This window comes from Brevundimonas sp. TWP2-3-4b1, assembly GCF_049897665.1.
Classification (GTDB): domain Bacteria; phylum Pseudomonadota; class Alphaproteobacteria; order Caulobacterales; family Caulobacteraceae; genus Brevundimonas; species Brevundimonas subvibrioides_B.
This window is the reverse complement of the sequence record NZ_JAFCWQ010000006.1, coordinates 147,348-167,680: the sequence shown is the minus strand read 5'-3', so window position 1 is coordinate 167,680 and position 20,333 is coordinate 147,348. Positions and strand designations below refer to the sequence as shown.

Annotated in this window: 18 protein-coding genes; 12 read left to right on the top strand and 6 right to left on the bottom strand. The window is 67.8% G+C overall.

Translation table 11 applies throughout. The annotated features are described in order from the left end of the window. Positions 1-193: 193 nt before the first annotated feature. Positions 194-1,465, bottom strand: a complete 1,272-nt coding sequence (locus ACP7A5_RS07090) for a lytic murein transglycosylase (protein ID WP_426041250.1) — start codon at positions 1,463-1,465, stop codon at positions 194-196. Positions 1,466-1,795: 330 nt separating this feature from the next. On the opposite strand from ACP7A5_RS07090, the gene ACP7A5_RS07085 reads away from it, so the two are divergent. Both ACP7A5_RS07085 and ACP7A5_RS07080 read left to right on the top strand, forming a co-directional pair. After that, positions 1,796-2,224, top strand: a complete 429-nt coding sequence (locus tag ACP7A5_RS07085; protein WP_426041249.1) for a cupin domain-containing protein — start codon at positions 1,796-1,798, stop codon at positions 2,222-2,224. After that, entirely contained in the window at positions 2,224-2,643 is a 420-nt protein-coding gene (locus ACP7A5_RS07080) for a DUF1801 domain-containing protein (RefSeq protein ID WP_426041248.1), read from the top strand. The genes ACP7A5_RS07085 and ACP7A5_RS07080 overlap by 1 nt, the downstream gene beginning before the upstream one ends. Positions 2,644-2,649: 6 nt before the next feature. On the opposite strand, the gene ACP7A5_RS07075 is transcribed toward ACP7A5_RS07080, so the two are convergent. Further along, positions 2,650-2,880, bottom strand: coding sequence for a hypothetical protein (locus ACP7A5_RS07075; RefSeq protein WP_425987381.1), 231 nt, complete (start codon positions 2,878-2,880; stop codon positions 2,650-2,652). An 89-nt stretch (positions 2,881-2,969) separates the two neighbouring features. Between ACP7A5_RS07075 and ACP7A5_RS07070 the strand changes: the two genes are divergently transcribed. After that, positions 2,970-3,956 carry a helix-turn-helix transcriptional regulator gene (locus tag ACP7A5_RS07070; protein ID WP_426041247.1) on the top strand — a complete coding sequence of 329 codons (987 nt, stop codon included), beginning with the start codon at positions 2,970-2,972 and terminating at the stop codon, positions 3,954-3,956. Positions 3,957-4,086: 130 nt separating this feature from the next. Here the strand turns inward: ACP7A5_RS07070 and ACP7A5_RS07065 are convergent, their stop codons facing one another. Then, a complete protein-coding gene (locus tag ACP7A5_RS07065) occupies positions 4,087-5,529 on the bottom strand; it encodes a helix-turn-helix domain-containing protein (protein ID WP_426041246.1) in 1,443 nt (480 codons plus the stop codon). 210 nt (positions 5,530-5,739) lie between these two features. Between ACP7A5_RS07065 and aceA the strand changes: the two genes are divergently transcribed. Together aceA and ACP7A5_RS07055 are read left to right on the top strand one after the other, a co-directional pair. After that, positions 5,740-7,020: an isocitrate lyase gene (gene aceA / locus ACP7A5_RS07060; protein WP_426041245.1), complete on the top strand. Its 1,281-nt coding sequence runs from the start codon at positions 5,740-5,742 to the stop codon at positions 7,018-7,020. Between the two features lie 20 nt (positions 7,021-7,040). Then, positions 7,041-7,259 carry a hypothetical protein gene (locus ACP7A5_RS07055; protein ID WP_303695478.1) on the top strand — a complete coding sequence of 73 codons (219 nt, stop codon included), beginning with the start codon at positions 7,041-7,043 and terminating at the stop codon, positions 7,257-7,259. A gap of 101 nt (positions 7,260-7,360) precedes the next feature. Here ACP7A5_RS07055 and ACP7A5_RS07050 read toward each other — a convergent pair whose 3' ends face one another. After that, a complete protein-coding gene (locus ACP7A5_RS07050) occupies positions 7,361-9,634 on the bottom strand; it encodes an ATP-binding protein (RefSeq protein WP_426041244.1) in 2,274 nt (757 codons plus the stop codon). A 198-nt stretch (positions 9,635-9,832) separates the two neighbouring features. Between ACP7A5_RS07050 and ACP7A5_RS07045 the strand changes: the two genes are divergently transcribed. The 6 genes from ACP7A5_RS07045 to phoB all read left to right on the top strand — a co-directional run bounded on the left by ACP7A5_RS07045 (position 9,833) and on the right by phoB (position 16,488). After that, a complete protein-coding gene (locus ACP7A5_RS07045) occupies positions 9,833-11,233 on the top strand; it encodes a sensor histidine kinase (RefSeq protein WP_426041243.1) in 1,401 nt (466 codons plus the stop codon). 147 nt (positions 11,234-11,380) lie between these two features. Then, entirely contained in the window at positions 11,381-12,823 is a 1,443-nt protein-coding gene (pstC, locus tag ACP7A5_RS07040) for a phosphate ABC transporter permease subunit PstC (RefSeq protein WP_426041242.1), read from the top strand. After that, positions 12,816-14,129: a phosphate ABC transporter permease PstA gene (gene pstA, locus ACP7A5_RS07035; protein ID WP_426041241.1), complete on the top strand. Its 1,314-nt coding sequence runs from the start codon at positions 12,816-12,818 to the stop codon at positions 14,127-14,129. The genes pstC and pstA overlap by 8 nt, the downstream gene beginning before the upstream one ends. A gap of 4 nt (positions 14,130-14,133) precedes the next feature. Then, complete coding sequence (gene pstB, locus ACP7A5_RS07030) at positions 14,134-15,051, top strand: phosphate ABC transporter ATP-binding protein PstB (RefSeq protein WP_426041240.1); 918 nt, start codon at positions 14,134-14,136, stop codon at positions 15,049-15,051. Further along, positions 15,048-15,785, top strand: coding sequence for a phosphate signaling complex protein PhoU (phoU, locus tag ACP7A5_RS07025; RefSeq protein ID WP_425987371.1), 738 nt, complete (start codon positions 15,048-15,050; stop codon positions 15,783-15,785). The genes pstB and phoU overlap by 4 nt, the downstream gene beginning before the upstream one ends. Positions 15,786-15,798: 13 nt before the next feature. After that, on the top strand, positions 15,799-16,488 hold the full coding sequence (phoB, locus tag ACP7A5_RS07020) for a phosphate regulon transcriptional regulator PhoB (RefSeq protein ID WP_303695483.1): 690 nt from the start codon (positions 15,799-15,801) through the stop codon (positions 16,486-16,488). Here phoB and ACP7A5_RS07015 read toward each other — a convergent pair. After that, the gene (locus tag ACP7A5_RS07015) at positions 16,464-17,345 is read right to left on the bottom strand and encodes a bile acid:sodium symporter family protein (protein ID WP_426041239.1); all 882 of its coding nucleotides are present in this window, start codon (positions 17,343-17,345) and stop codon (positions 16,464-16,466) included. The two genes, phoB and ACP7A5_RS07015, sit on opposite strands and share 25 nt — an antisense overlap. A gap of 172 nt (positions 17,346-17,517) precedes the next feature. Between ACP7A5_RS07015 and ACP7A5_RS07010 the strand changes: the two genes are divergently transcribed. Next, a complete protein-coding gene (locus tag ACP7A5_RS07010; protein WP_426041238.1) occupies positions 17,518-19,320 on the top strand; it encodes a gamma-glutamyltransferase family protein in 1,803 nt (600 codons plus the stop codon). Here the strand turns inward: ACP7A5_RS07010 and ACP7A5_RS07005 are convergent. After that, a complete protein-coding gene (locus tag ACP7A5_RS07005) occupies positions 19,317-20,243 on the bottom strand; it encodes an Hsp33 family molecular chaperone (RefSeq protein ID WP_426041237.1) in 927 nt (308 codons plus the stop codon). The two genes, ACP7A5_RS07010 and ACP7A5_RS07005, sit on opposite strands and share 4 nt — an antisense overlap. Positions 20,244-20,333: the final 90 nt, after the last annotated feature.

Below are 20,333 nucleotides of genomic sequence, written 5' to 3'. Positions count from 1 at the left end.
AAAACCCGGCAAGGTCATCCTCGTCGCCCTCATCAACAAGCTCATGACCCTGCTTAACGCCATCGTCCGCGACCGCTCCGAATGGAGAACCGCAACCCGATGACGAACACAGTTGCTCACCCGATCGCGCAAGGACGACGGCGTCGCCGCCGTGCGCGAGCTCCCTCTCCCGCAAGGGGAGAGGGGTACGGAGCTACATCCCGCGCATCAGCTCATCGGCCAGGGCCGCCGTCAGGTAGCCGTCGGGAATGCGGCCGTGGGCGATCTGCCATTGTTTGAGGGCGCGGCGGGTGCCGGAGCCGACGACGCCGTCGATGGCTCCGGGATCATAGCCGGCGCGGGCCAGGGCGGTCTGGGCGCCGAAGCGCTGCTCGCGCGAGATCGGACCGTCGTTGGGCCAGGTTCCGACCAGGCCGGGCTTTCCCGCGACTCCGTCGGCGGTCAGGCCGATGGCGAGCGCATAGCTGACCGAGTTGTTGTAGCGGCGGATGATGTAGTGGTTCGGCAGGGCCAGGAAGGCCGGGCCGCGCGCGCCCTGGGGCAGCAGTATGACCCCGTTCTCGGCGGTTTCCTCCGAGGTTGGGGCGCCGCCCCGCGCGAGGGTGACCCCGCGCTGGGCCCAATAGCTCCACGGGCGGCCATCGGCCTCGGCCAGGGCGTAGTCGAAGTTGGCCGGCAGCTGGATTTCGTAACCCCAGGCCTGACCGCGTTTCCAGCCGGCCTGGGCCAGAAGGTTGGCGGCCGAGGCGAGGGCGTCGGCGTCCGAACCCCAGATGTCGACATGGCCGTCGCCGTTCTGGTCGACGCCAAGACGCAGATAGTTGTCGGGCATGAACTGTGTCTGGCCCATGGCCCCGGCCCAGCTGCCCAGCAGGCCCGAGCGCTCGCGGCGGCCGTCGACGACGATGTCGAGTGCGTTCTTCAGCTGGTCCTCGGCCCAGTCGCGGCGGCGACCGTCGAAGGCGAGGGTGGCGAGCGAACGGATGACGTCCTTGTCGCCCTGGACCTGGCCGAAGCTGGATTCATTGCCCCAGATGGAGACGAGGATTTCCGCCGGCACGCCGAAACGCTGGATCACGGCCGAGGGCACGGCGTCGATGCGGCGACGGGCCTCGGCGATACGCGCGGCCGATGCCGCATTGGCGATATAGGCCCCGGCCGGGCGGCTGAACTCCGGCTGGCTGCCGTCCAGACGGATGACCTCGGGGTCGGGCGTCAGATTGGCCAGTTGCTGTTCGTAGAGGGCGCGGCGGGCGCCGCCCCTGCGCGACAGGAAGCCCTGTTTCCAGCCCTCGAACCCGGCCTGATCCGGGGTAGCGCGCGGCGGGGTCGGGACGGCAGGGGCCGGCGCGACCGGTGCGGCCCGGGGCGGCGCCGGGCTGGCAATGACCGGAGGCGCCTCCGGCAGCATCGGCGCGCAGGCCGAGACGGCGGCAATCAGGACGAGGCGATAGTCGAGGCGCATGAGGCGAAGATTTCCAGACAGCTCTGATCCGATCAAGAGCCTGCAATTAGCGCGCGAGTATGGCGCGCCGTTGCGGCGAAAGGGTGAACGCGATCTCAACCGCGTTTGATTCCTCAATCTTGGGAAATCTGCGACATTCTGTCCTCGCTCTCGGACACGGCCTGGTGGCGGAGGGGCGACGCGACGGGTGTGCAAGCCCGTGAACCCTCCGTTCAACTCGGAGGCCAGGCCTCCAGGCGCCTTTTTTGGTAAGCTGACGCGAGTGACGCGGTCGCTCGCTGCCTGAGCGCGGATTCCCTCCTATCTTTCGGACGCGCTACAGGTGAGGGCATGCCTACCGCCGCCGAAATCATCGCCCTGCTGGACCTCAAGCCCCATCCCGAGGGTGGCCACTATCGCGAGACCTTTCGCGATCCGCGTGAAATCGGCAGTCGGTCGGCAGGGACGGCGATCTATTTCCTGCTGGCCGAGGGCGAGGCGTCGCACTGGCACCGCGTCGACGCGGCAGAAATCTGGCACTTCCACGCCGGCGCGCCGCTGGAGCTCAGGATCGCCGATCCGCTTGAGCGGCGCATGGTGCTGGGATCGGATCTCATGGCCGGGGAGCGGCCGCAGGGCGTCGTGCCGACGGGCGCCTGGCAGGCGGCGAGGAGCCTCGGCGCCTGGACGCTGGTCGGCTGCACCGTCGCGCCGGGGTTTGACTTCATCGGCTTCGAGATGGCTTCTGAGGGTTGGGAACCCGAGCGGGAAGGGATGTGATGGCTGAACAGAAGACCGGGCCGACGGCCATCTCCGTCGAGGATTTCATCGCTGCGGTCGAGAACCCCAAGCGGCGGGAGGATGCGCGGGTCCTGGTCAGGCTTCTGGCCGAGATCTCGGGCGAGCCGGCGATGATGTGGGGGCCTTCGATCATCGGCTTCGGACGGTATCACTACCGGTACGACAGCGGCCACGAGGGCGATGCACCCCTGCTGGGATTCTCCCCGCGAAAGGCGAACCTGGTGCTCTACATGACCGCCTATCATGACGAGCGCGCCGATTTCCTGACCCGGTTGGGCAAGCACAGGAGCGGCCAGAGCTGCGTCTATGTGAACCGTCTGTCCGACGTCGATCTGGACGTCGTGGCCGAGATGGCGCGATGGACCATCAAGACCACCAAGGAACGGTTCCCGGGCTGAGGCCGGTCAGGCCGCCATGCGGAAGTCGTCGTAGCAGGTGTCGGCGGCGCGGGCCTCGTCCCACAGGGCATCTTCGTCCGAGTAGCGGGCGCTGGCGCGGGCGTCGATGACATCGACCACCTGTTCCTCCAGCCGGTCCCAGATCACGGCCAGGTCGCCGCAGCCGTCGGCCTCGCACGGGACGATCAGGTAGCGGGAGGCGTTGATTTGCGTCTGGGGAGCGAATGCGCGGGCCATGGGTGTCTCCGGTCTCTGTGTGCTTGCCGATGAGTCCGAGATAGGACAGAGTTACGTCAGTTTCGGACGTATCATTTCGGAGGCCACGCGTGCGGCACGACAAGGCGGTCTTGGTCATCGAACTGGCGCGGCGCATGGCGGCTTCGGCCGAAGGGCTGACGCTGGACGAAATGGCGCACGAATCGCGGGTCGGCCGACGCACGGCCGAGCGGATGCGGGACGCGGTGATCCTGCTCTTTCCGTCGGTGGAGGAGGTGTCGGACCCGCCGACCAAGCGCTGGCGCATTCGCGGCGGCTTGTCGGCCTTCGAGCAGGCCCCGACAGCGACCGAACTGCTGGAACTGTCCAAGGCGGCGCAGGGACTGAGGACCGCAGGCGAGGCCGGGAGGGCGGCGGCGCTCGAGGGGCTGGAACGCAAGCTCAAGTCGGCGATGCGGTCGACGACCCTGAACCGGCTGGCGCCCGACCTGGAAGCCTTGGTGCGGGCCGAAACGATCGCCGTTCAGGCGGGGCCCAGGCCGAACGCGGACGAGGCCATGCTGGCGGCCATCCGGGGCGCGGTCCTGGCGCAATCGCCGCTGGGCTTCACCTACTCACGGCCGGGTGCGGAGGCGCGGCGGCGCAGCGTGGCCCCCTGTGGCGTCATGTTCGGGCGCGCCAACTATCTGGTCGCGGCGGACCGGGAGAGCGGCCGGATCCAGACCTTCCGCCTCGACCGGATGAGCGCCGTGGAGGCCTTGGCCGGGTTCGCCCCGCCGCCTCCGGAATTCGACCTGTCGGTCTTCGCCAGCCAGTCGTTCGGCATCTATCAGGATGAGATCGAGGACGTGGTCCTGCGCGTCTCGCCCGAAGGGGCGGCCGAGGCGCGAGGCTGGCGCTGGCACCCGACCCAGACGCTGGAGGATCAGGCGGACGGATCGGTCATCGTGCGGTTCCGGGCCTCGGGCATGCGGGAGCTGGCCTGGCATCTGTTCACCTGGGGCGAACAGGTGAAGATCCTGGCGCCGCAGCGGCTGAAGGCTGTAATGGCCGGGGAACTGGCGGCGGCGCAGTGGGCGTTGGACAGTGCGTCCTAGAGCATGATCGTTTCTGGTGGGCCCGCTTCGCGGGCCTGACATGAAACGTGAATCATCCTCTCGCCATGATCTGGAGCCCGACTCACGGTCTCAGCGGACTCGCGAAGCGAGTACTCCTCGGCCGATCAGTCTAGGCCGACGCGAACGGATAGGGGCTGACCGACTTCGACCAGTCATCGACGCGCAGCGGCCGGTCCACCGGCGGGGCGGCGCGTTCGGCGCAGGGGTGGCGGTGGCACAGGCGGCAGGCCGGGCCGATCGGGGTGACCTCCGGCGCGGTCAGGTCGAGGCCGCGGGCATAGATGAGCCGATGTGCATCCTTCAGCTCGCAGCCCAGGCCGATGGCCAGGTCGTGGGGCTCGCCGTAGCCGTCGTGTCCCTGGCGATCGACGGTGCGGGCCAGGGTGAACCAGCGCTGGCCGGGTTCAGTGTTCTGGGGGGGCGTCTCGATGATCTGGGTGACGAGACGGCCGGGCGTGCGGAAGGCCGAATGCAGCCGCCAGCGCGGGCAGGCGCCGCCGAAGCGGGCGAAGGGGAAGGCGCCTGAGGCATAGCGTTTGGAAACATTCCCCGCCTGATCCACCCGCATCAGGAAGAAGGGCACGCCGCGCGCGGTGGGGCGCGACAGGGTCGTCAGCCGGTGGGCGACCTGTTCGAACGACGTGCCGAACCGGGTCTGGAGCCGGGCGATGTCGTAGCCGGTCGCCTCGGCCATCCGCTGGAAGGCGGCGTAGGGCATCAGGATGGCGGCGGCGAGGGTGTTGGTCAGCGAAACCTTGAGCAAGGCGCGCGTGGTGTCGTCCGGCGGCCGGGCGGTGTCGGCCAGGGCCGACAGCTCGGCCTCGTGCTCGGACAGGGCCAGTTGATAGGCGGTGGCGAAGGCGCGGGACGACGGGTCGAGCGTCTCGGACAAAAGCAGGCGCCGGCGGTGCGGGTCGAAGCGGCGGGTCCATTCGACCATGACCTCGGCGGGCATGACCCGGACGGACAGATTATGGCGGCTCTGAAGGCGGGCGCGGGCGAGGGCCTCGAATCCGTCGCCGGTCTGGTTGGGGTCGAGCGTCGCGTGCAGGGCCTCGCCCAGGGCATCGAGTTCGGGAAAATGGTTGGCGCGCGACTGGATATGGTCGCGCACCCAGTCGGCGGGGGAGGGGCCGCTTGCCGACTCGCCGCCATCGATCAGGGCGGCGCGGGACCGGTCGCGCTGTTCGGCGAAGGCGCGGTAGAGGCGCAGCAGGGCCTCGGCGGCGCCGGGCGCGTCGTCGGCCAGCAGCAGCAGCTCGTGACGGGGAACCTCGAGGCCCTGAAACAGCGGGTCGGCCAGGACTTCCGATAATTCGGCCTCGCCGGCCGCGCCGGACTGGCCCAGCTGGCGCAGGTCGACGTCAAAGGTCTGGGCCAGACGCAGCAGGAGCTGTGCCGAGACCGGGCGCTGGTTACGCTCGATGTGGTTCAGATAGCTGGGCGAGACGCCGAGGTCGCCGGCCATGGCCGTCTGGGTCAGGCCCCGATCCCGTCGCAGCCGCTTCAGGCGGGCGCCGAGGAACAGCTTGCGATCGGCTGAGGTGTCCATCGATATCTCCCTCCGTGCACCCCGGGCTTCGCCCGGGGTGCACGGTGACAGAGGAAGATTGTCACGATATGTCACGAAAGTCAAAGTCACATCGTGACAATATGACGCGAACTGATCGCGTCAACCTGTATCAGAAATGACAGCCATGTGTTCTCTGTCCTGACCGAACCGATGCGACGTTCGCCTCGGTCAGATCCTGAGCAGAGCGCCATGACCACCTTCGCCGATCTCGTCCCTTCGCCCAAAGGCCGCTTCGACGGCATCGAGCGTCCGTACACGCCGGAAGACGTCCTGAAGCTGCGCGGCTCCGTGCCGATCACCCACACCCTGGCTGAGCGCGGCGCCAACCGCCTGTGGGAGCTGCTGCACACCGAGCCCTTCATCAACGCCCTGGGGGCCGTCACCGGCAACCAGGCGATGCAGATGGTCCGTGCCGGACTGAAGGCCATCTATCTGTCGGGCTGGCAGGTCGCCGCCGACGCCAACACAGCCGGCGCCATGTATCCGGACCAGTCGCTGTATCCAGCCAACGCCGCGCCGGAACTGTGCCGCCGCATCAACCGCACCCTGCAGCGCGCCGACCAGATCGAGCACGCCGAGGGCGGCGCCAAGCGCGACTGGTTCGCCCCGATCGTCGCCGACGCCGAGGCCGGTTTCGGCGGGCCGCTGAACAGCTTCGAGATCATGAAGGCCTTCATCGAGGCGGGCGCGGCGGGCGTCCATTTCGAGGACCAGCTGGCTTCGGAGAAGAAGTGCGGCCACCTGGGCGGCAAGGTCCTGATCCCGACCCAGGCCCATATCCGCAACCTGGTCGCGGCGCGTCTGGCGGCCGACGTCATGGGCACGCCGACGATCACTGTGGCCCGTACCGACGCCGAGAGCGCCCAGTTGATCACCTCGGACATCGACGAGCGCGACCAGCCCTTCATCGACCGCGACAACCGCACGCCGGAAGGCTTCTTCCGCCTCAAGGAAGGCACGGGGCTGGACCACTGCATCGCGCGCGGCCTGAGCTACGCCAACATCGCCGATCTGCTGTGGTGGGAGACCTCGCATCCTTCGCTGGAGGACGCCAAAAAGTTCGCCGAGGCGGTGCAGAAGGAGCATCCCGGCAAGCTGATGGCCTACAACTGCTCGCCCTCCTTCAACTGGAAGGCCAAGCTGGACGATGCCACCATCGCCAAATTCCAGCGCGAGCTGGGCGCCATGGGCTACAAGTTCCAGTTCGTGACCCTGGCCGGCTTCCATGCCCTGAACAACTCGATGTTCGAACTGGCCGACGGCTACCGCGACCGCGGCATGGCGGCCTACTCCGAACTGCAGCAGCGCGAGTTCGCCAACGAAGCGGCGGGCTACACCGCGACCCGTCACCAGCGCGAGGTCGGCACCGGCTACTTCGACACCGTCGCCACCGTCATTTCCAACGGGCAGTCGTCCACGACCGCCATGAAGGAATCCACCGAGACCGCGCAGTTCGTCGCGGCCGAATAACCAACCGAGGAGAGATGCATATGGAACCGCTGAGCCGCCCCCAGGCCATCATCGACTTCTGCCTGGCGCCCCTGGCGCTGGATTCGGGCACCGAGGCCGAACGCGAAGTCCGTCGCCGCCTGGAGCATGTGATCAAGACCTACCAGACCAAGCTGGCGGTCGCCTCGGCCCCGACCACGGTCGACTTCAGCCAGATGCCGTCACAGGTGATCAACGAAGCCGCCCACGGGTACGAGTAGGCGGACCAGGCCGTCGGCACTTCACAGTGTCGGCGGCTTTTGCCGTTCGGGACCGCCCGGATTGGCGCTCTCGGCGGTTCAGGTCGCAGAATTTTTGCCGTTCAGGCCGCAGCAGATTTTTGCTGGCTCTCACCACCGAGTTCCGCCACCAGCGCGAGCAACTCGGCCGCGTCGAACGGCTTGGCCAGGTGGCGGTCGGCGCCGGCCGCCCTGGCCGCCGCGACGTGATCGGGCAGGGCATTGGCCGTCAGCATGACGATCGGCGCGCGGTCCAGGCCCATGGCCGCTTCGTGCAGGCGAATCTCGCGCACGGCCGTCAGGCCGTCCATCACCGGCATCTGCATGTCCATCAGGATCATGTCGAAACCCTGGGCGCGGCAGGCTTGCAGGGCTTCGGCGCCGTTCTCGGCCTGAACCAGATCGATTGCCGCCTGCGACAGGATGAGCTCGACGACCTTGCGATTGGTCGGATGGTCGTCCGCGACGAGCACGCGCAGCCGCTGGTTCGAATGATCCTCGGTCGCGGGCGCAGCCGCCGCCACGGTCGGCTCCGTCGGCGCCTCGGCCATGATCAGGGGCAGCGTCAGGATGAAGGCCGAGCCGCCGCCGGGCTCGCTCTCGCAATCCAGCTCGCCGCCCATCAAGTCCGCCAGCTGACGGCAGATGGCGAGGCCCAGCCCGGTCCCGCCGAAGCGGCGGGTGATGGTGCCGTCGGCCTGTTCGAAACGGGTGAACAGTCGGGCCTTGGCGGCGGCGTCGAAGCCGACGCCGGTGTCCTCGACGGTGAAGCGCATGATCCGCGCGCCGGCCCGGTCCTTGCCGACGCAGGCGGTCAGGCTGACGAAGCCGGTGGTGGTGAACTTGACCGCATTGGAGACGAGATTGGTCAGGACCTGCTTCACGCGCACGACGTCGCCGCGCACCCAGACGGCGGCGTCCGGCTCGATCTCGACGAAAAACTGCAGGCCCTTGTCGGAGGCCGGTTCTCTGTAGAACCGGGCGGCGTCGTTGACGGCGCGGGTCAGGTCGAAGATCTCGTCGGCGATCTCCAGACGGCCGGATTCGACGCGGGCGAGGTCCAGGATGTCGCTCAACAACGTCTGGAGCGTGGTTCCCGACGACTGGATCAGATCCAGCATCTCGCGCTGTTCGGGGGCCAGGCTCGTGCGAGCCAACGTCTGGGTCAGGCCGATGACCCCGTTCAGGGGCGTCCGGATCTCGTGGCTCATGTTCGCCAGGAACTCGGACTTCGCCCTGTTCGCCGCCTCCGCCGCATCCCGAGCCTCGGCCAGCGACTTGGCGTCGCGCTTCAGGTCGGTGATATCATTGACGACGGTGACGATGCCCCCGTTTGAGGTGCGGCGGTCCTGGACGCGCAGCCAGCGGTCGCCCGCGATCTTTTGCTCCAAGGTGTTCGACAGGTGACGGCGGGACGCGAGGCGATCCTCGATCCATTCCTCTTCGCGACCGACAGCATCTTCGTACAGGCCTTGCTTGAGACCCCTCTGCAGCAGGTCGCGGAAGCGGACGCCGACGGCGAGGGCATTGGCGACCTCTGGATTCACCTCTGCGTAGCGTGCGTTCCAGATCAGCAGGCGGTCGTCTGCGTCGTAGAAGCCCAGACCGTCCGGCATGGTGTCTATGGCTTCGCGAAGATGGTTCAGCACGGTGGAATGGCCCCACAGGCCCAGGCTCGTGACGATCGAGGCGATAATGACCACCAGGGTGGCCCCGGCAGCGACCCATAGCAGCAGGCCCGATTGCGAGATCAGGCTGGGGGACAGGACCGAAGACGGATCGGGCGCGATGGTCATCGCCGCCATGGCGCCGAAATGCAGGGTGACGACGCTCAGTACCGCGAAGGCCGTATTCGCGGGGACGCGCCACCAGCCGTCTCGCTTGACCCACAAGGCTGTGCAGAGCGAGAGCAGGATGCTGAGGCCGACAGCCGCGGCCGCGGCGCCCAGGTCCCAGGAGAGCGCGGCCCCTTGAATACGCATGGCGGCCATGCCGATGAAATGCATCGATGCTACGCTCGATGCCGCGAGCATCGCGACCAGGGCACGCGTCAGGCGAGAGCCGCCGTTCAGGGCGACGGCGACGCCGAGAATCATACCGGCGATGACGATGCCCAGCGACAGCAGGGTCTCGCCCGCAGCGTAGCGGATCACGGCGTCGGAACGGTAGCCGAGCATGGCCAGGAAATGGGTCGCCCAGACCGCCAGGCCGCCGACCAGGCCGGCGACGGCCCCGTAGGCCATCCTCATGCGCGCGGCGCTGTGGCGGGCCCTGCCTATCAGGGCGATGCAGGTGGCCAGACCGACCGCACAGACGGTCGCCGCCAGCAGCGTAAGCCGCCAGTCATGCTGGACCATCAGGCAGTTCACTATCCAGTTCAAAGGCGCCTATTCCCCGACGTTCGCGATCACTCTGAACGGCAGAGGTAAAAAAACAGGTGTATGATCAGGCGGGATGCCGGGCTCGAATCCGCTCGCCTTACCGGGCTGTCCCGTTCTAGGAAAAAGAGGAAGACGCCGGAGGGCCGCGCGTCGGACAGGAGGCGCGACGACACCATGCCGTTCGACGAGTCTCCGTCCCCCGTCGCCCCGCTCGCCACCTCCCGGCTGTGGACCAACGGCGCTATCGGCGGCGTCGCCATCATCATCATGTTGGCCCTGGCGGCAGCGCGGCTGGACGCGGCCCCCTGGTTGCTCGCCGGCGCCGGGGTTATCGGTTTCACGACGCTGATGGGCCTCAGAGGGGCGCGCAAGGTCGCGAACGAGACCTCTTCTGTCGCCGTTGGAGCGAGCCTGTCGGCGCCCGAAAATGCCGGCCTGCTGGACAGCGTGTTCGAGGCTCTGGACGACCCCGTCATGATCGTCAGCGGCGGGGAGGCGGACGACATTGCCGGCCGGCGCATCGTGCTCGCCAATCGCGCCGCGCGTGACGTGCTGCGCATCCAGCGAGAAGGCGCCCTGCTGGTGTCGGCCATGCGAGACCCGAACGTGCTTGAGGCGGTGGACGAAGCCCTGTTCGGCGGCGTGAGCCGGACGACGGACTACAATGCCGCCGGCGCCCGGACGCGGCACTGGAAGGCCTGGGTGCGCCCGCTGCCTTCGCCGGACGGCATGACCATGGCTCTGCTGGGCCTGCGAGACGAGACGGACGTGCGGCGCATGGAGTTGATGCGTGTCGACTTCCTGGCCAACGCCAGCCACGAACTCCGCACGCCATTGGCTTCGCTGAGCGGCTTTATCGAAACGCTGAAGGGACACGCCAGGGACGACCCGAAAGCGCGCGACAAGTTCCTCGACATCATGGCCGCCCAGGCCGACCGGATGGGAAGGTTGGTCGCCGACCTGCTGTCATTGAGCCGGATCGAACTGAACGAGCACATCCCGCCATCGGGGAAGGTCGATCTGCCCCGCGCAGCCTCGGACGTGGTCGACGCCATCAGCGTGCTGTCGCAGGAGAAGGGCGTCACCGTCCTGCTGGATGTGGAGCCGGGCGACGCGCGGATCACCGGCGATCGCGACGAGATCGTTCAGGTCATCCAGAACCTGACGGACAACGCGATCAAATACTCGCTGGTCGGCGGCACGGTGGACCTGACGGTGCGGCACGCGCTGGACATCGAGGCCGCCGCCGCATCGCGCGTACCCGGTGCGACCCGCCTGTCATTGCTGACGCCCGATCGCGAAGCCGGGGCGCGCTATGTGGTGGTGACGGTGCGCGACTACGGGCCGGGAATGGCGCGTGAGCATCTGCCGCGGCTGACCGAGCGGTTCTATCGCGTCGAGGGCCAGAAGAGCGGGGAGCGGCCGGGAACGGGCCTGGGGCTGGCGATCGTCAAGCACATCGTCAACCGACACCGCGGCGGGATGACGGTGGAAAGCGCACCGGGCGAAGGATCTTTGTTCAATGTCTATTTTCCGATGGCGACCGCGTCGAGGAGCATCTCAGAGCCGGCCTGACCATCGAAGAACGGCGATCGTTTACGGCGTTGCAGAACTGTCATCCAGCCGTCTTAATCCGCTGACCATCCGAGGGCAGGTTCCGCGCCGGGACGGGCCGGATTTCCGCGCACGCTCTGATTCTGGCGTGCGCGCTCGCGGGACCTGATGATCTGGCTTGTGATTCCTCTCGTGGCGGTGTTCGCCGTGCTCGCCTATCTGGCCGGGCGCGGCGTTGCGCTGCGTCGCGCCGCGGCCCTGCACGGCGGGCAGAAGGCGCACTCGCGCCCTGAGCAGCACGGCTATTATGCCATGATCTGGGTCGCCGTGCCCGCGCTGATCGTTACCATTCTGGCGGGGGTCTTTTCTGGGCCCCTGGCCCACAACCTTCTGGCGGCGGATGCCCCGGCCTCGGTGCAGGCGCTGGAGCCCTTCCGCCGCGAGGCCTTCTTCAATGACGCTCGGCTGACGGGGGAGGGGCAGCGCGCCTTCCAGGTCTGGTCGGGCGAACTGGGCGAGGCCCTGACGACCGAAGCGGCCCGCTCGGCCCGCCTGCACCAGACCCTGACCTGGGGCGGCGTCCTCGCCGCAGTCCTGGCGGCGGTGATGGGCGGCCTGTTCGCCTGGAGCCAGATCCGGCCGACGCTGCGGGCGCGCAACCGGGTCGAGGGCTGGATCGGCGGCCTGCTGTTCGCCTGTTCCGCCGTGGCCATCCTGACCACGGTCGGCATCGTCTTCTCCCTGTTGTGGGACAGCCTGCGCTTCTTCCAGGCCGTGCCGGTGTCCGATTTCCTGTTCGGGACCCAGTGGAGCCCGCAGATCGCCATCCGCGCCGATCAGGTCGGATCGTCGGGCGCTTTCGGGGCTGTGCCCCTGTTCGCCGGCACTTTCCTGATCATGATCATCGCCATGATCGTGGCCGCGCCGGTCGGTCTGTTCTCGGCCATCTATCTGTCGGAATACGCCAGCGCCCTTTCGCGCGGGATCGTCAAACCGGTGCTGGAGATCCTCGCCGGCGTACCGACCGTGGTCTACGGCTTCTTCGCCGCCCTGACGGTGGGCCCGGCGTTCCGCGAGTTCTTCAACGGCCTCGGCGCGATGATGGTCGGCGGACCTCTGGACGGCATCGGGCAGTACCTGATGCTAGTCCAGAACCAGATGGCCCTGGTGGCCGGGGCGGTCATGGGGATCATGCTGATCCCGTTCGTCTCGTCCCTGTCCGATGACATCATCAACGCCGTCCCCCAGTCCCTGCGCGACGGTTCCTATGCTATGGGCGCAACCAAGTCCGAGACGGTGAAGCGGGTGTTGCTGCCGGCCGCCCTGCCGGGCATCGCCGGCGCCCTGTTGCTGGCCATGTCGCGGGCCATAGGCGAGACCATGATCGTGACGATGGCGGCGGGGCTTGCGGCGAACTTGACGCTGAATCCGCTCGACACCGTGACGACGGTCACGGTCCAGATCGTCACCCTGTTGACCGGCGACCAGGAGTTCGACAGCCCGAAGACGCTCGCCGCGTTCGGCCTCGGACTGACCCTGTTCCTCGTCACCCTGCTGCTGAACATCGTCGCCCAGCGGATCGTCCAGACCTATCGGGAACAGTATGACTGAGACCGGCGCAGACAAGATGTGGGCGCGTCTGGCCGCAGAGGATCCCGCACGCGCGGCCCGACTGCAACGCGGGCTGAAGAAACGCTATGCCCGCGAGGGGCGTTTCAAGCTGTACGGCATCCTGGCCGTCTCCGTGGCCATCGGCTTCCTGCTGCTGCTCCTGGGCCGGATCATCGAGCAAGGCCACACAGCCTTCTACGCCAACCAGATGACGGTGCAGGTCTATATGGACCCGGCCCGGATCGATCGCGCCTATCCTCAGGGCACCAATTTTCAGCAGATGGTGGCGCAGCAACAACTGGCTCGCCTCGGCGAAACGGACGACGCGCAGGGCACGAAGGCAACGGCCTATCGCTCGCTTATCTCCTCGGAGTTGAAGTTCCGCGCCGCCGATCTCATCCGCAACGACCCGTCGCTGATCGGCCGGACGGTGGAGATCACTGCCCCCGTCTCGGATGAGGCGGACCTCTATTACAAGGGCGAGATCACCCGCGAGACGGCCGCCGATCAACGCCGCGTCAGCGACGAGCAGATGGCCTGGCTGGACGGGCTGAAGCGCGACGGGCACGTCTCGACGACCTTCAACGCCCAACTGTTCACCAACGGCGATTCGACCGAGCCGGAGTTGGCCGGGGTGTTCGGCGCGCTGGTCGGTTCGGCCCTGATGCTGCTGGTCACAGCCCTGATCGCCATTCCACTGGGCGTCGGCGCCGCCGTCTATCTGGAGGAGTTCTCCCGGAAAGGCCGGATCACCGACCTGATCGAGGTCAACATCAACAATCTCGCGGCCGTGCCGTCGATCGTCTACGGCCTCCTGGGCGTGGCTCTGTTCATCAACTGGATGCACCTGCCGCGATCGTCGCCGCTGGTGGGCGGGCTGGTGCTGGCCCTTATGGCCTTGCCGACGATCATCATCGCCACGCGTTCGGCGCTGAAGGCCGTGCCGCCGTCGATTCGCGAGGCGGCCCTGGCCATGGGAGCCAGCCGGACCCAGACGGTGTTCCACCACGTTCTGCCCCTGGCCATGCCGGGCGTAATGACCGGCACCATCATCTCCATGGCCCACGCCCTCGGCGAGACGGCGCCCCTGCTGCTGATCGGCATGGTCAGCTTTGTGCCGGGCATCCCGGGCGCGATCGACGAGCCGGCCGGCGCCCTGCCGTCGCTGGTCTATATCTGGGAGAACGCCTCGGAACGCGCGTTCCATGAGCGGACGGCTGCGGCCATCCTCGTTCTCCTCGCCTTCATGATCGTCATGAACGCCGCCGCGATCCTGCTGCGTCGGCGGTTCGAGCGTCGGTGGTAAGACAATGAAACTTCCCTTTTTCCGCAGCCCTGACGGGCGAGAGGGCGGCGGCTCCGCCGACCCGACCGAGCGCCGTGACGAAACCGTCCTGACGCCCGTATCTGAAGCCGCCGGTGTCACGGCCGGGCGCGTGCCCGAGGTGAAGTCGCCGTCGGCCCCTGCGGGCCCGACCAAGATCGCCGCGCGGGACGTCTCGGTCTTCTACAGCGACAAGCAGGCTCTGTACGACGTCTCGCTGGACGTGCCGGACAAGACGGTCACCGCCCTCATCGGCCCGTCCGGCTGCGGCAAGTCGACTTTCCTGCGCACGATGAACCGGATGAACGACACCATCCAGGGCTGCCGCGTGACCGGCAAGATCCTTATGGACGGCCAGGACATCAACGCCCGCTCGGTCGATCCCGTATTGCTGCGCGCCCAGGTCGGGATGGTGTTCCAGAAGCCGAACCCCTTCCCCAAGACCATCTTCGAGAACGTCGCCTACGGCCCCAGGATCCACGGTCTCACGACGTCGAAGTCGGAGCTGGACAGCATCGTTGAAAGCTCGCTGAAGAAGGCGGGCCTCTGGGACGAGGTCGCCGACCGTCTGCATTCGCCCGGGACCGGCCTGTCGGGCGGCCAGCAGCAGCGTCTGGTCATCGCGCGCGCCATCGCGGTGAACCCCGAAGTCATCCTGATGGACGAGCCCTGCTCGGCGCTGGATCCGATCGCGACGGCCCGGATCGAGGAGCTGATCGACGAACTGCGCGAGCGCTACTGCATCGTCATCGTCACCCACTCAATGGCCCAGGCGGCGCGCGTGTCGCAACGCACGGCCTTCTTCCATCTCGGCCGTCTCGTCGAGCACGGAAACACCGAGGAAATCTTCACGAATCCCCGCGAACGGCGCACGCTCGACTACATCACGGGACGCTTCGGTTGAACCAGCACACGGTCAAGGCCTACGGCGACGAACTGAACCAGCTGACGGCCGAGGTCGCCCGCATGGGCGGCCTCGCCGAGGCCCAGGTGGCGGACGCGGTCGAGTCGGTCGCGCGCCGCGACATCGCCCTGGCGCGGGCGGTCGTCGAGCGCGACGCCAAGGTCGATGCGATGCACCGCGACATCGAGAAGAAGGCCATCCGCCTGATCGCCCTGCGTCAGCCGGTGGCGTCTGATCTGCGCAAGACCCTGTCGGCGATGAAGCTGTCGGTCGATCTGGAGCGCACCGGCGACCTGGCCAAGAATATCGCCAAGCGCGCCTTGAGCCTGGCCGAGACCGAACCGATGCAACCCCTGACCCGCTCGATCGAGCGGATGGGCAAACTGGTGTCGATGCGGCTGCGCGACGTTCTGGACGCCTATACGGCCTCGGAGATCGACCGGGCCATGGCTGTCTGGGCGTCCGACGACGAGGTCGACGAGCATTACAACGCCCTGTTCCGCGAACTGCTGACCTACATGATGGGCGATCCGCGCACGATCAGCGCCTGCACCCATCTGTTGTTCATGGCCAAGAACCTTGAGCGGATCGGGGACCACGCGACCAATATCGCCGAGGTCATCCACTACGAGATCACCGGCGACGAGATGACCGGCGAGCGCCCGCGCTGGACGCCTTCGCCGGGCGACTGGGATGCGGATTCGGGGCACCTGCCCACGCCGCCTACGACCTGACGGAGAGACCTGAGTGCAGCCCTATATCCTGGTGATGGAAGACGAGGACGCCCTGGCGACCCTGCTTCAGTACAACCTCGAAAAGGAGGGCTACGACGTCGTCGTCGCCGCCGACGGGGAAGAAGGTCTGGTCCAGATCGACGAGCGTCAGCCGGACCTGGTCCTGCTCGACTGGATGCTGCCCAAGGTGTCGGGCATCGAGGTCTGCCGGCGTCTTCGCGGTCGGCCCGAGACGCGCAACCTGCCGGTCATCATGCTGACGGCGCGCGGTGAGGAATCGGACCGGGTGCGCGGCCTCGACACGGGCGCCGACGACTATCTGACCAAGCCCTTCTCGATGACCGAGCTGATCGCCCGCATCCGCGCGGTTCTGCGTCGTATCCGGCCCGGTCTGGCCGACGATCGCGTCGGGCACGGCGACATCATCATCGACCGGGTCGCCCACCGCGTGCGTCGCTCGGGCAAGGAGGTCCATCTGGGCCCGACCGAGTTCCGCCTGCTGGACCATTTCATGCGTCATCCGGGGCGGGTGTTCAGCCGCGAACAACTGCTGGACGCGGTCTGGGGCTCGGACGTCTATGTCGAGGCCCGCACCGTGGACGTCCACGTCGGCCGCCTGCGCAAGGCCCTGAACGTCGAGGATAGCGCCAACCCGATCCGCACGGTGCGGTCGGCGGGCTATTCGCTGGATCTGGAAGGCTGAGCCTTCGCTGATCCCCGCGTGATCATCACCCCGAACGCCGCCGCCAGCGGGAACATCAGGACGCCGTAGACGGCTGCCGGGAGCGACATGTCGACGTTCCTCAGCACCGACTGGGCGATGACGATGGCCAGGGTTGCGTTGTGCAGTCCGACCTCGAAGGCGCTGGCGATCGACTGGGGTCGGTCGATCCTGAGCAGCCTGGGGATCAGGAATCCGATCCCCAGGCTCACCAGGCAGAAGGTCACGACCACGCCAGCGAGGGCGGCGAGATTGGCCGTCAGCACGTCCAGTTGAGCCGACACGGAGCCGATGATGACCAGGGTCAGGATGATCACCGAGGCGATCCGCACCGGCCTGTCCATGGTCGCCGCGAAGCCGGGCCTCAGCGCGCGCACCAGCATGCCCAGAGCCACAGGCGCCAGCACGATCATGAACACCTCGATCGTCTTGGCCAGCTGAAGTCCCACCTGGTCGCCGCCGGGCTGGAAATAGCCGAGCGACAGATTGACCACGATCGGCAGGGTGATCACCGCCACGACCGAGTTGATGGCGGTCAGGCTGATGTTTAACGCCACATCGCCCCGGAACAGGTGGCTGTAGAGGTTCGCTGTCGTCCCGCCCGGCGACGCCGCCAACAGCATCATGCCCACCGCCAGCACCGGCGGCAGCCGGAACAGCAGCACCAGGCCGAAGCAGACCAGCGGGAGGAGAATCAGCTGGCATGCCAGGGCGATCGACACCGCCTTGGGCCGTCGCCCGATCCGGACGAAATCACCGGTCGTGAGGCTGAGCCCCAGGCCGAACATGATGATCCCCAGCGCGACCGGCAGACCGATGACGGTGATGGCTGAACCCATGAGCGTGTTCCCCCGACGCGGTTTCGCGCCTTTTGGGGTCAGCGTGTCACGTGATGCCCGGAGCACCAAGCCACGGCGCGTCGTATCGACCGGCGCCCGAGCCGGCCCCGAGTCTTTCCTCCGCCCCCGAAACCGCTACGGTCCCGACCTCAGCCTCACGGGAGTCTCGCCCATGCGCCGTCGTACCTTCCTGTCGACCCTGCCCGCCGGGGCGTTGATGGCGACAGCCGGGACGCCCGCCGCCGCGCGGCCGGTCATCCAGGCCAGGCTGGAGAACCCGTTCGCCGGCGTCACCATGGGCGACCGGATCACGGGGGCGCCCTTCGCTGGGCGATCGACCGTCTGGGGCATGAACGGGGCGGCGGCGACGGCGCATCCGACGGCGACCCTGATCGGGATCGACACCCTGAGGCGCGGCGGCTCGGCGATCGATGCGGCCATCGCCATCAACGCCGCCCTGGGCTTCCTCGAGCCGACCGCCAACGGCATCGGCGGCGACGCCTTCTGCATGATGTGGGACCCGGCGCCGCGGAAGGTGGTCGGCTTCAACGGGTCTGGAAACAGTCCCCTCGCGTTGTCGCTTGAGACAGCCCGCAGCCGGGCGGTGGGCGGCTACCTGCCGCGCTATGGCGCGGTGACGGTCAATGTGCCGGGCACGGTGGACGCCTGGTGGAGCGCGCACCAGCGCTACGGCAAGCTGCCGTGGAAGGACGTTTTGATCCCGGTCGCCGAACTGTGCGAGCAGGGCGTGCCCATGCCCCAGACCATCGCCTGGTACATGGAGCGCAACATGGCCGGGTTCGACCGGGCCGGCGGCATCGAGGAGAACGACAACCGCAAGGCCGTCTATGCGCCGGGCGGACGGACACCGCGCGTCGGCGAGGTCTTCGCCAATCCGCACCTCGGTCGCACCCTGAGGCTGATCGCCGAGGGCGGGCGCGACGCCTTCTACGAAGGGCCGATCGCCGAACAGATCGAGCGCTACTTCAGACGCATCGGCGGCTGGCTGACCCGCGCCGACCTGGCCGCGCACCGCACCGAATGGGTCGAGCCGATCCGGACCGACTATCGCGGGGTGGACGTCTATGGGCTGGGGCCGAACACCCAGGGCCTGTCGACCAACCAGATCCTCAACATCTGCGAGCAGTTTGACCTGAAGGCGATGGGCTTCCAGTCGGCGGCCTCGATCCATCACCAGGCGGAGGCCAAGCGGCTGGCGTTCGAGGACCGGGCGCGGTGGTTCGCCGACGAGCGTTTCTCGCAGACGCCGGTCGAGCGGCTGAACTCCAAGCCCTATGCCGCCGAACGGGCACGGCTGATCCGGCCGGACCGGATCATGGACCGCGCCTTTCCGGGCGATGCGCCGACCCAGGGCGACACGACCTATTTCAGCGTCGCCGACAAGGACGGGATGATGGTCAGCTGGATCCAGTCCAACTATCGCGGCATGGGCTCGGGGTTGGCGCCCGACGACGGCGAACGCCCGCTGGGCTTCATGTTCCAGGACCGGGGCGAGCTGTTCGCCCTGACCGACGGCCATCCGAACGTCTACGCGCCGGGCAAGCGGCCCTTCCACACCATTATCCCCGGTTTCGCCTGCAAGGACGGGGAGCCGTGGATGGCGTTCGGCGTGATGGGCGGCGGCATGCAGCCCCAGGGCCAGGCCCAGATCATCAGCAACATGGTCGACTACGGTCTCGATCCGCAGGAGGCCGGGGACAGCCCGCGCTGGCAGCACGAGGGCTCATCCGAACCGACGGGCCAGGCCGCCGAGGGCGTTGGCATCCTGCATCTGGAAAACGGCGTGCCGCAGGCGACGCGCGCCGGTCTGGAACAGCGTGGCTGGGTCCTCGGCCCGACCGACGGCGGCTTCGGCGGCTATCAGAACGTGGTGCGTCAGGACAACGGCGAGGGCCGCTGGACCTATGGCGCGGCGACGGAAATGCGCAAGGACGGGATCGCCCTGGCCTATTAAGCCTCGGCTTCCGCCGCCTCAGGGGCCAGTTTGTAGAGCGTGCCGCAGTATTCGCAGGTGACGTGGATCTTGCCGTCGGGCTCGACCATGTCGGTGCGTTCCTCCGGGCCGAAGGAGGCCAGGACGCCGGCGATGCGCTCGGCCGAACAGCGGCACTGGGCCTTCAGGGCGCGAGCGTCTTCCAGCCGCACGCCGTCCTCGTGGAACAGGCGGAACAGCAGGGTCTCGGGTGTGATGGTCGGATCGACCAATTCGTCGTCGGCAAGCGTCTGGAACAGGGCGCGGGTGCGGTCCCAGACCTCCTCGGTCGAGCCGCGCGCATCGTCGGCGGCGATCAGCTGGATCAGGGCGCCGCCCGCGCGCCAGGTCGTGCCGGTCTCATCGGTGACGGAGCCGACGGCGAGGCGGACCTTGGTCGGGATCTGCTCGGACTGGACGAAATAGTGTTCGGCGGCCAGCGACAGGCTCTCGCCTTCAATCGGCGTGATGCCCTGGGTGCGTTCGAAATCGGGTCCGCGATCCAGGGTCATGACGAACACGCCCTGGCCCAGCAGGGTGCGGGCGCCGGGGCGCGAGAAACCGCTGGATGCGGCGGCGACCTCGTCCTCGTCGAAGCGGCAGTAGCCGCGCAGGTGACCGTCAGTGTCGCAATCGGCGACGACATAGCGGACCGGACCGTCGCCCTGGGCCTGGACGATCAGCCGACCTTCGAACTTCAGCGCCGAACCGACGAGGGCGGCCAGGGCGCAGGCCTCGCCCAGCAGGGCGGCGACCGGCTCGGGATAGGCGTGGGCCGACAGGATCTTGTCGATGGCGTCGCCGAGACGGACCAGGCGGCCGCGCACAGGCCAGCCCTCGATCTGGAAGGCTGCGGCGAGGTCGTCGGTCGGCGCGGAAACGGCGGCAGGCTCGTGATCGGTCACGGCGGATCCTTGGGCGGTGAGACATGTCGAGAACGGTGCAAGATAGGAGAGGCGAGGGCGGTTGGTAAGGGCGACCGCCAGTCGTCTGGC

Bases quoted from the DNA above. Each gene is read 5' to 3' on its own strand.
- ACP7A5_RS07090 (WP_426041250.1), bottom strand. From the start codon at position 1,465: ATGCGCCTCGACTATCGCCTCGTCCTGATTGCCGCCGTCTCGGCCTGC.
- ACP7A5_RS07085 (WP_426041249.1), top strand. From the start codon at position 1,796: ATGCCTACCGCCGCCGAAATCATCGCCCTGCTGGACCTCAAGCCCCAT.
- ACP7A5_RS07080 (WP_426041248.1), top strand. From the start codon at position 2,224: ATGGCTGAACAGAAGACCGGGCCGACGGCCATCTCCGTCGAGGATTTC.
- ACP7A5_RS07075 (WP_425987381.1), bottom strand. From the start codon at position 2,880: ATGGCCCGCGCATTCGCTCCCCAGACGCAAATCAACGCCTCCCGCTAC.
- ACP7A5_RS07065 (WP_426041246.1), bottom strand. From the start codon at position 5,529: ATGGACACCTCAGCCGATCGCAAGCTGTTCCTCGGCGCCCGCCTGAAG.
- aceA (WP_426041245.1), top strand. From the start codon at position 5,740: ATGACCACCTTCGCCGATCTCGTCCCTTCGCCCAAAGGCCGCTTCGAC.
- ACP7A5_RS07055 (WP_303695478.1), top strand. From the start codon at position 7,041: ATGGAACCGCTGAGCCGCCCCCAGGCCATCATCGACTTCTGCCTGGCG.
- ACP7A5_RS07050 (WP_426041244.1), bottom strand. From the start codon at position 9,634: ATGGTCCAGCATGACTGGCGGCTTACGCTGCTGGCGGCGACCGTCTGT.
- ACP7A5_RS07045 (WP_426041243.1), top strand. From the start codon at position 9,833: ATGCCGTTCGACGAGTCTCCGTCCCCCGTCGCCCCGCTCGCCACCTCC.
- pstC (WP_426041242.1), top strand. From the start codon at position 11,381: ATGATCTGGCTTGTGATTCCTCTCGTGGCGGTGTTCGCCGTGCTCGCC.
- pstA (WP_426041241.1), top strand. From the start codon at position 12,816: ATGACTGAGACCGGCGCAGACAAGATGTGGGCGCGTCTGGCCGCAGAG.
- pstB (WP_426041240.1), top strand. From the start codon at position 14,134: ATGAAACTTCCCTTTTTCCGCAGCCCTGACGGGCGAGAGGGCGGCGGC.
- ACP7A5_RS07015 (WP_426041239.1), bottom strand. From the start codon at position 17,345: ATGGGTTCAGCCATCACCGTCATCGGTCTGCCGGTCGCGCTGGGGATC.
- ACP7A5_RS07010 (WP_426041238.1), top strand. From the start codon at position 17,518: ATGCGCCGTCGTACCTTCCTGTCGACCCTGCCCGCCGGGGCGTTGATG.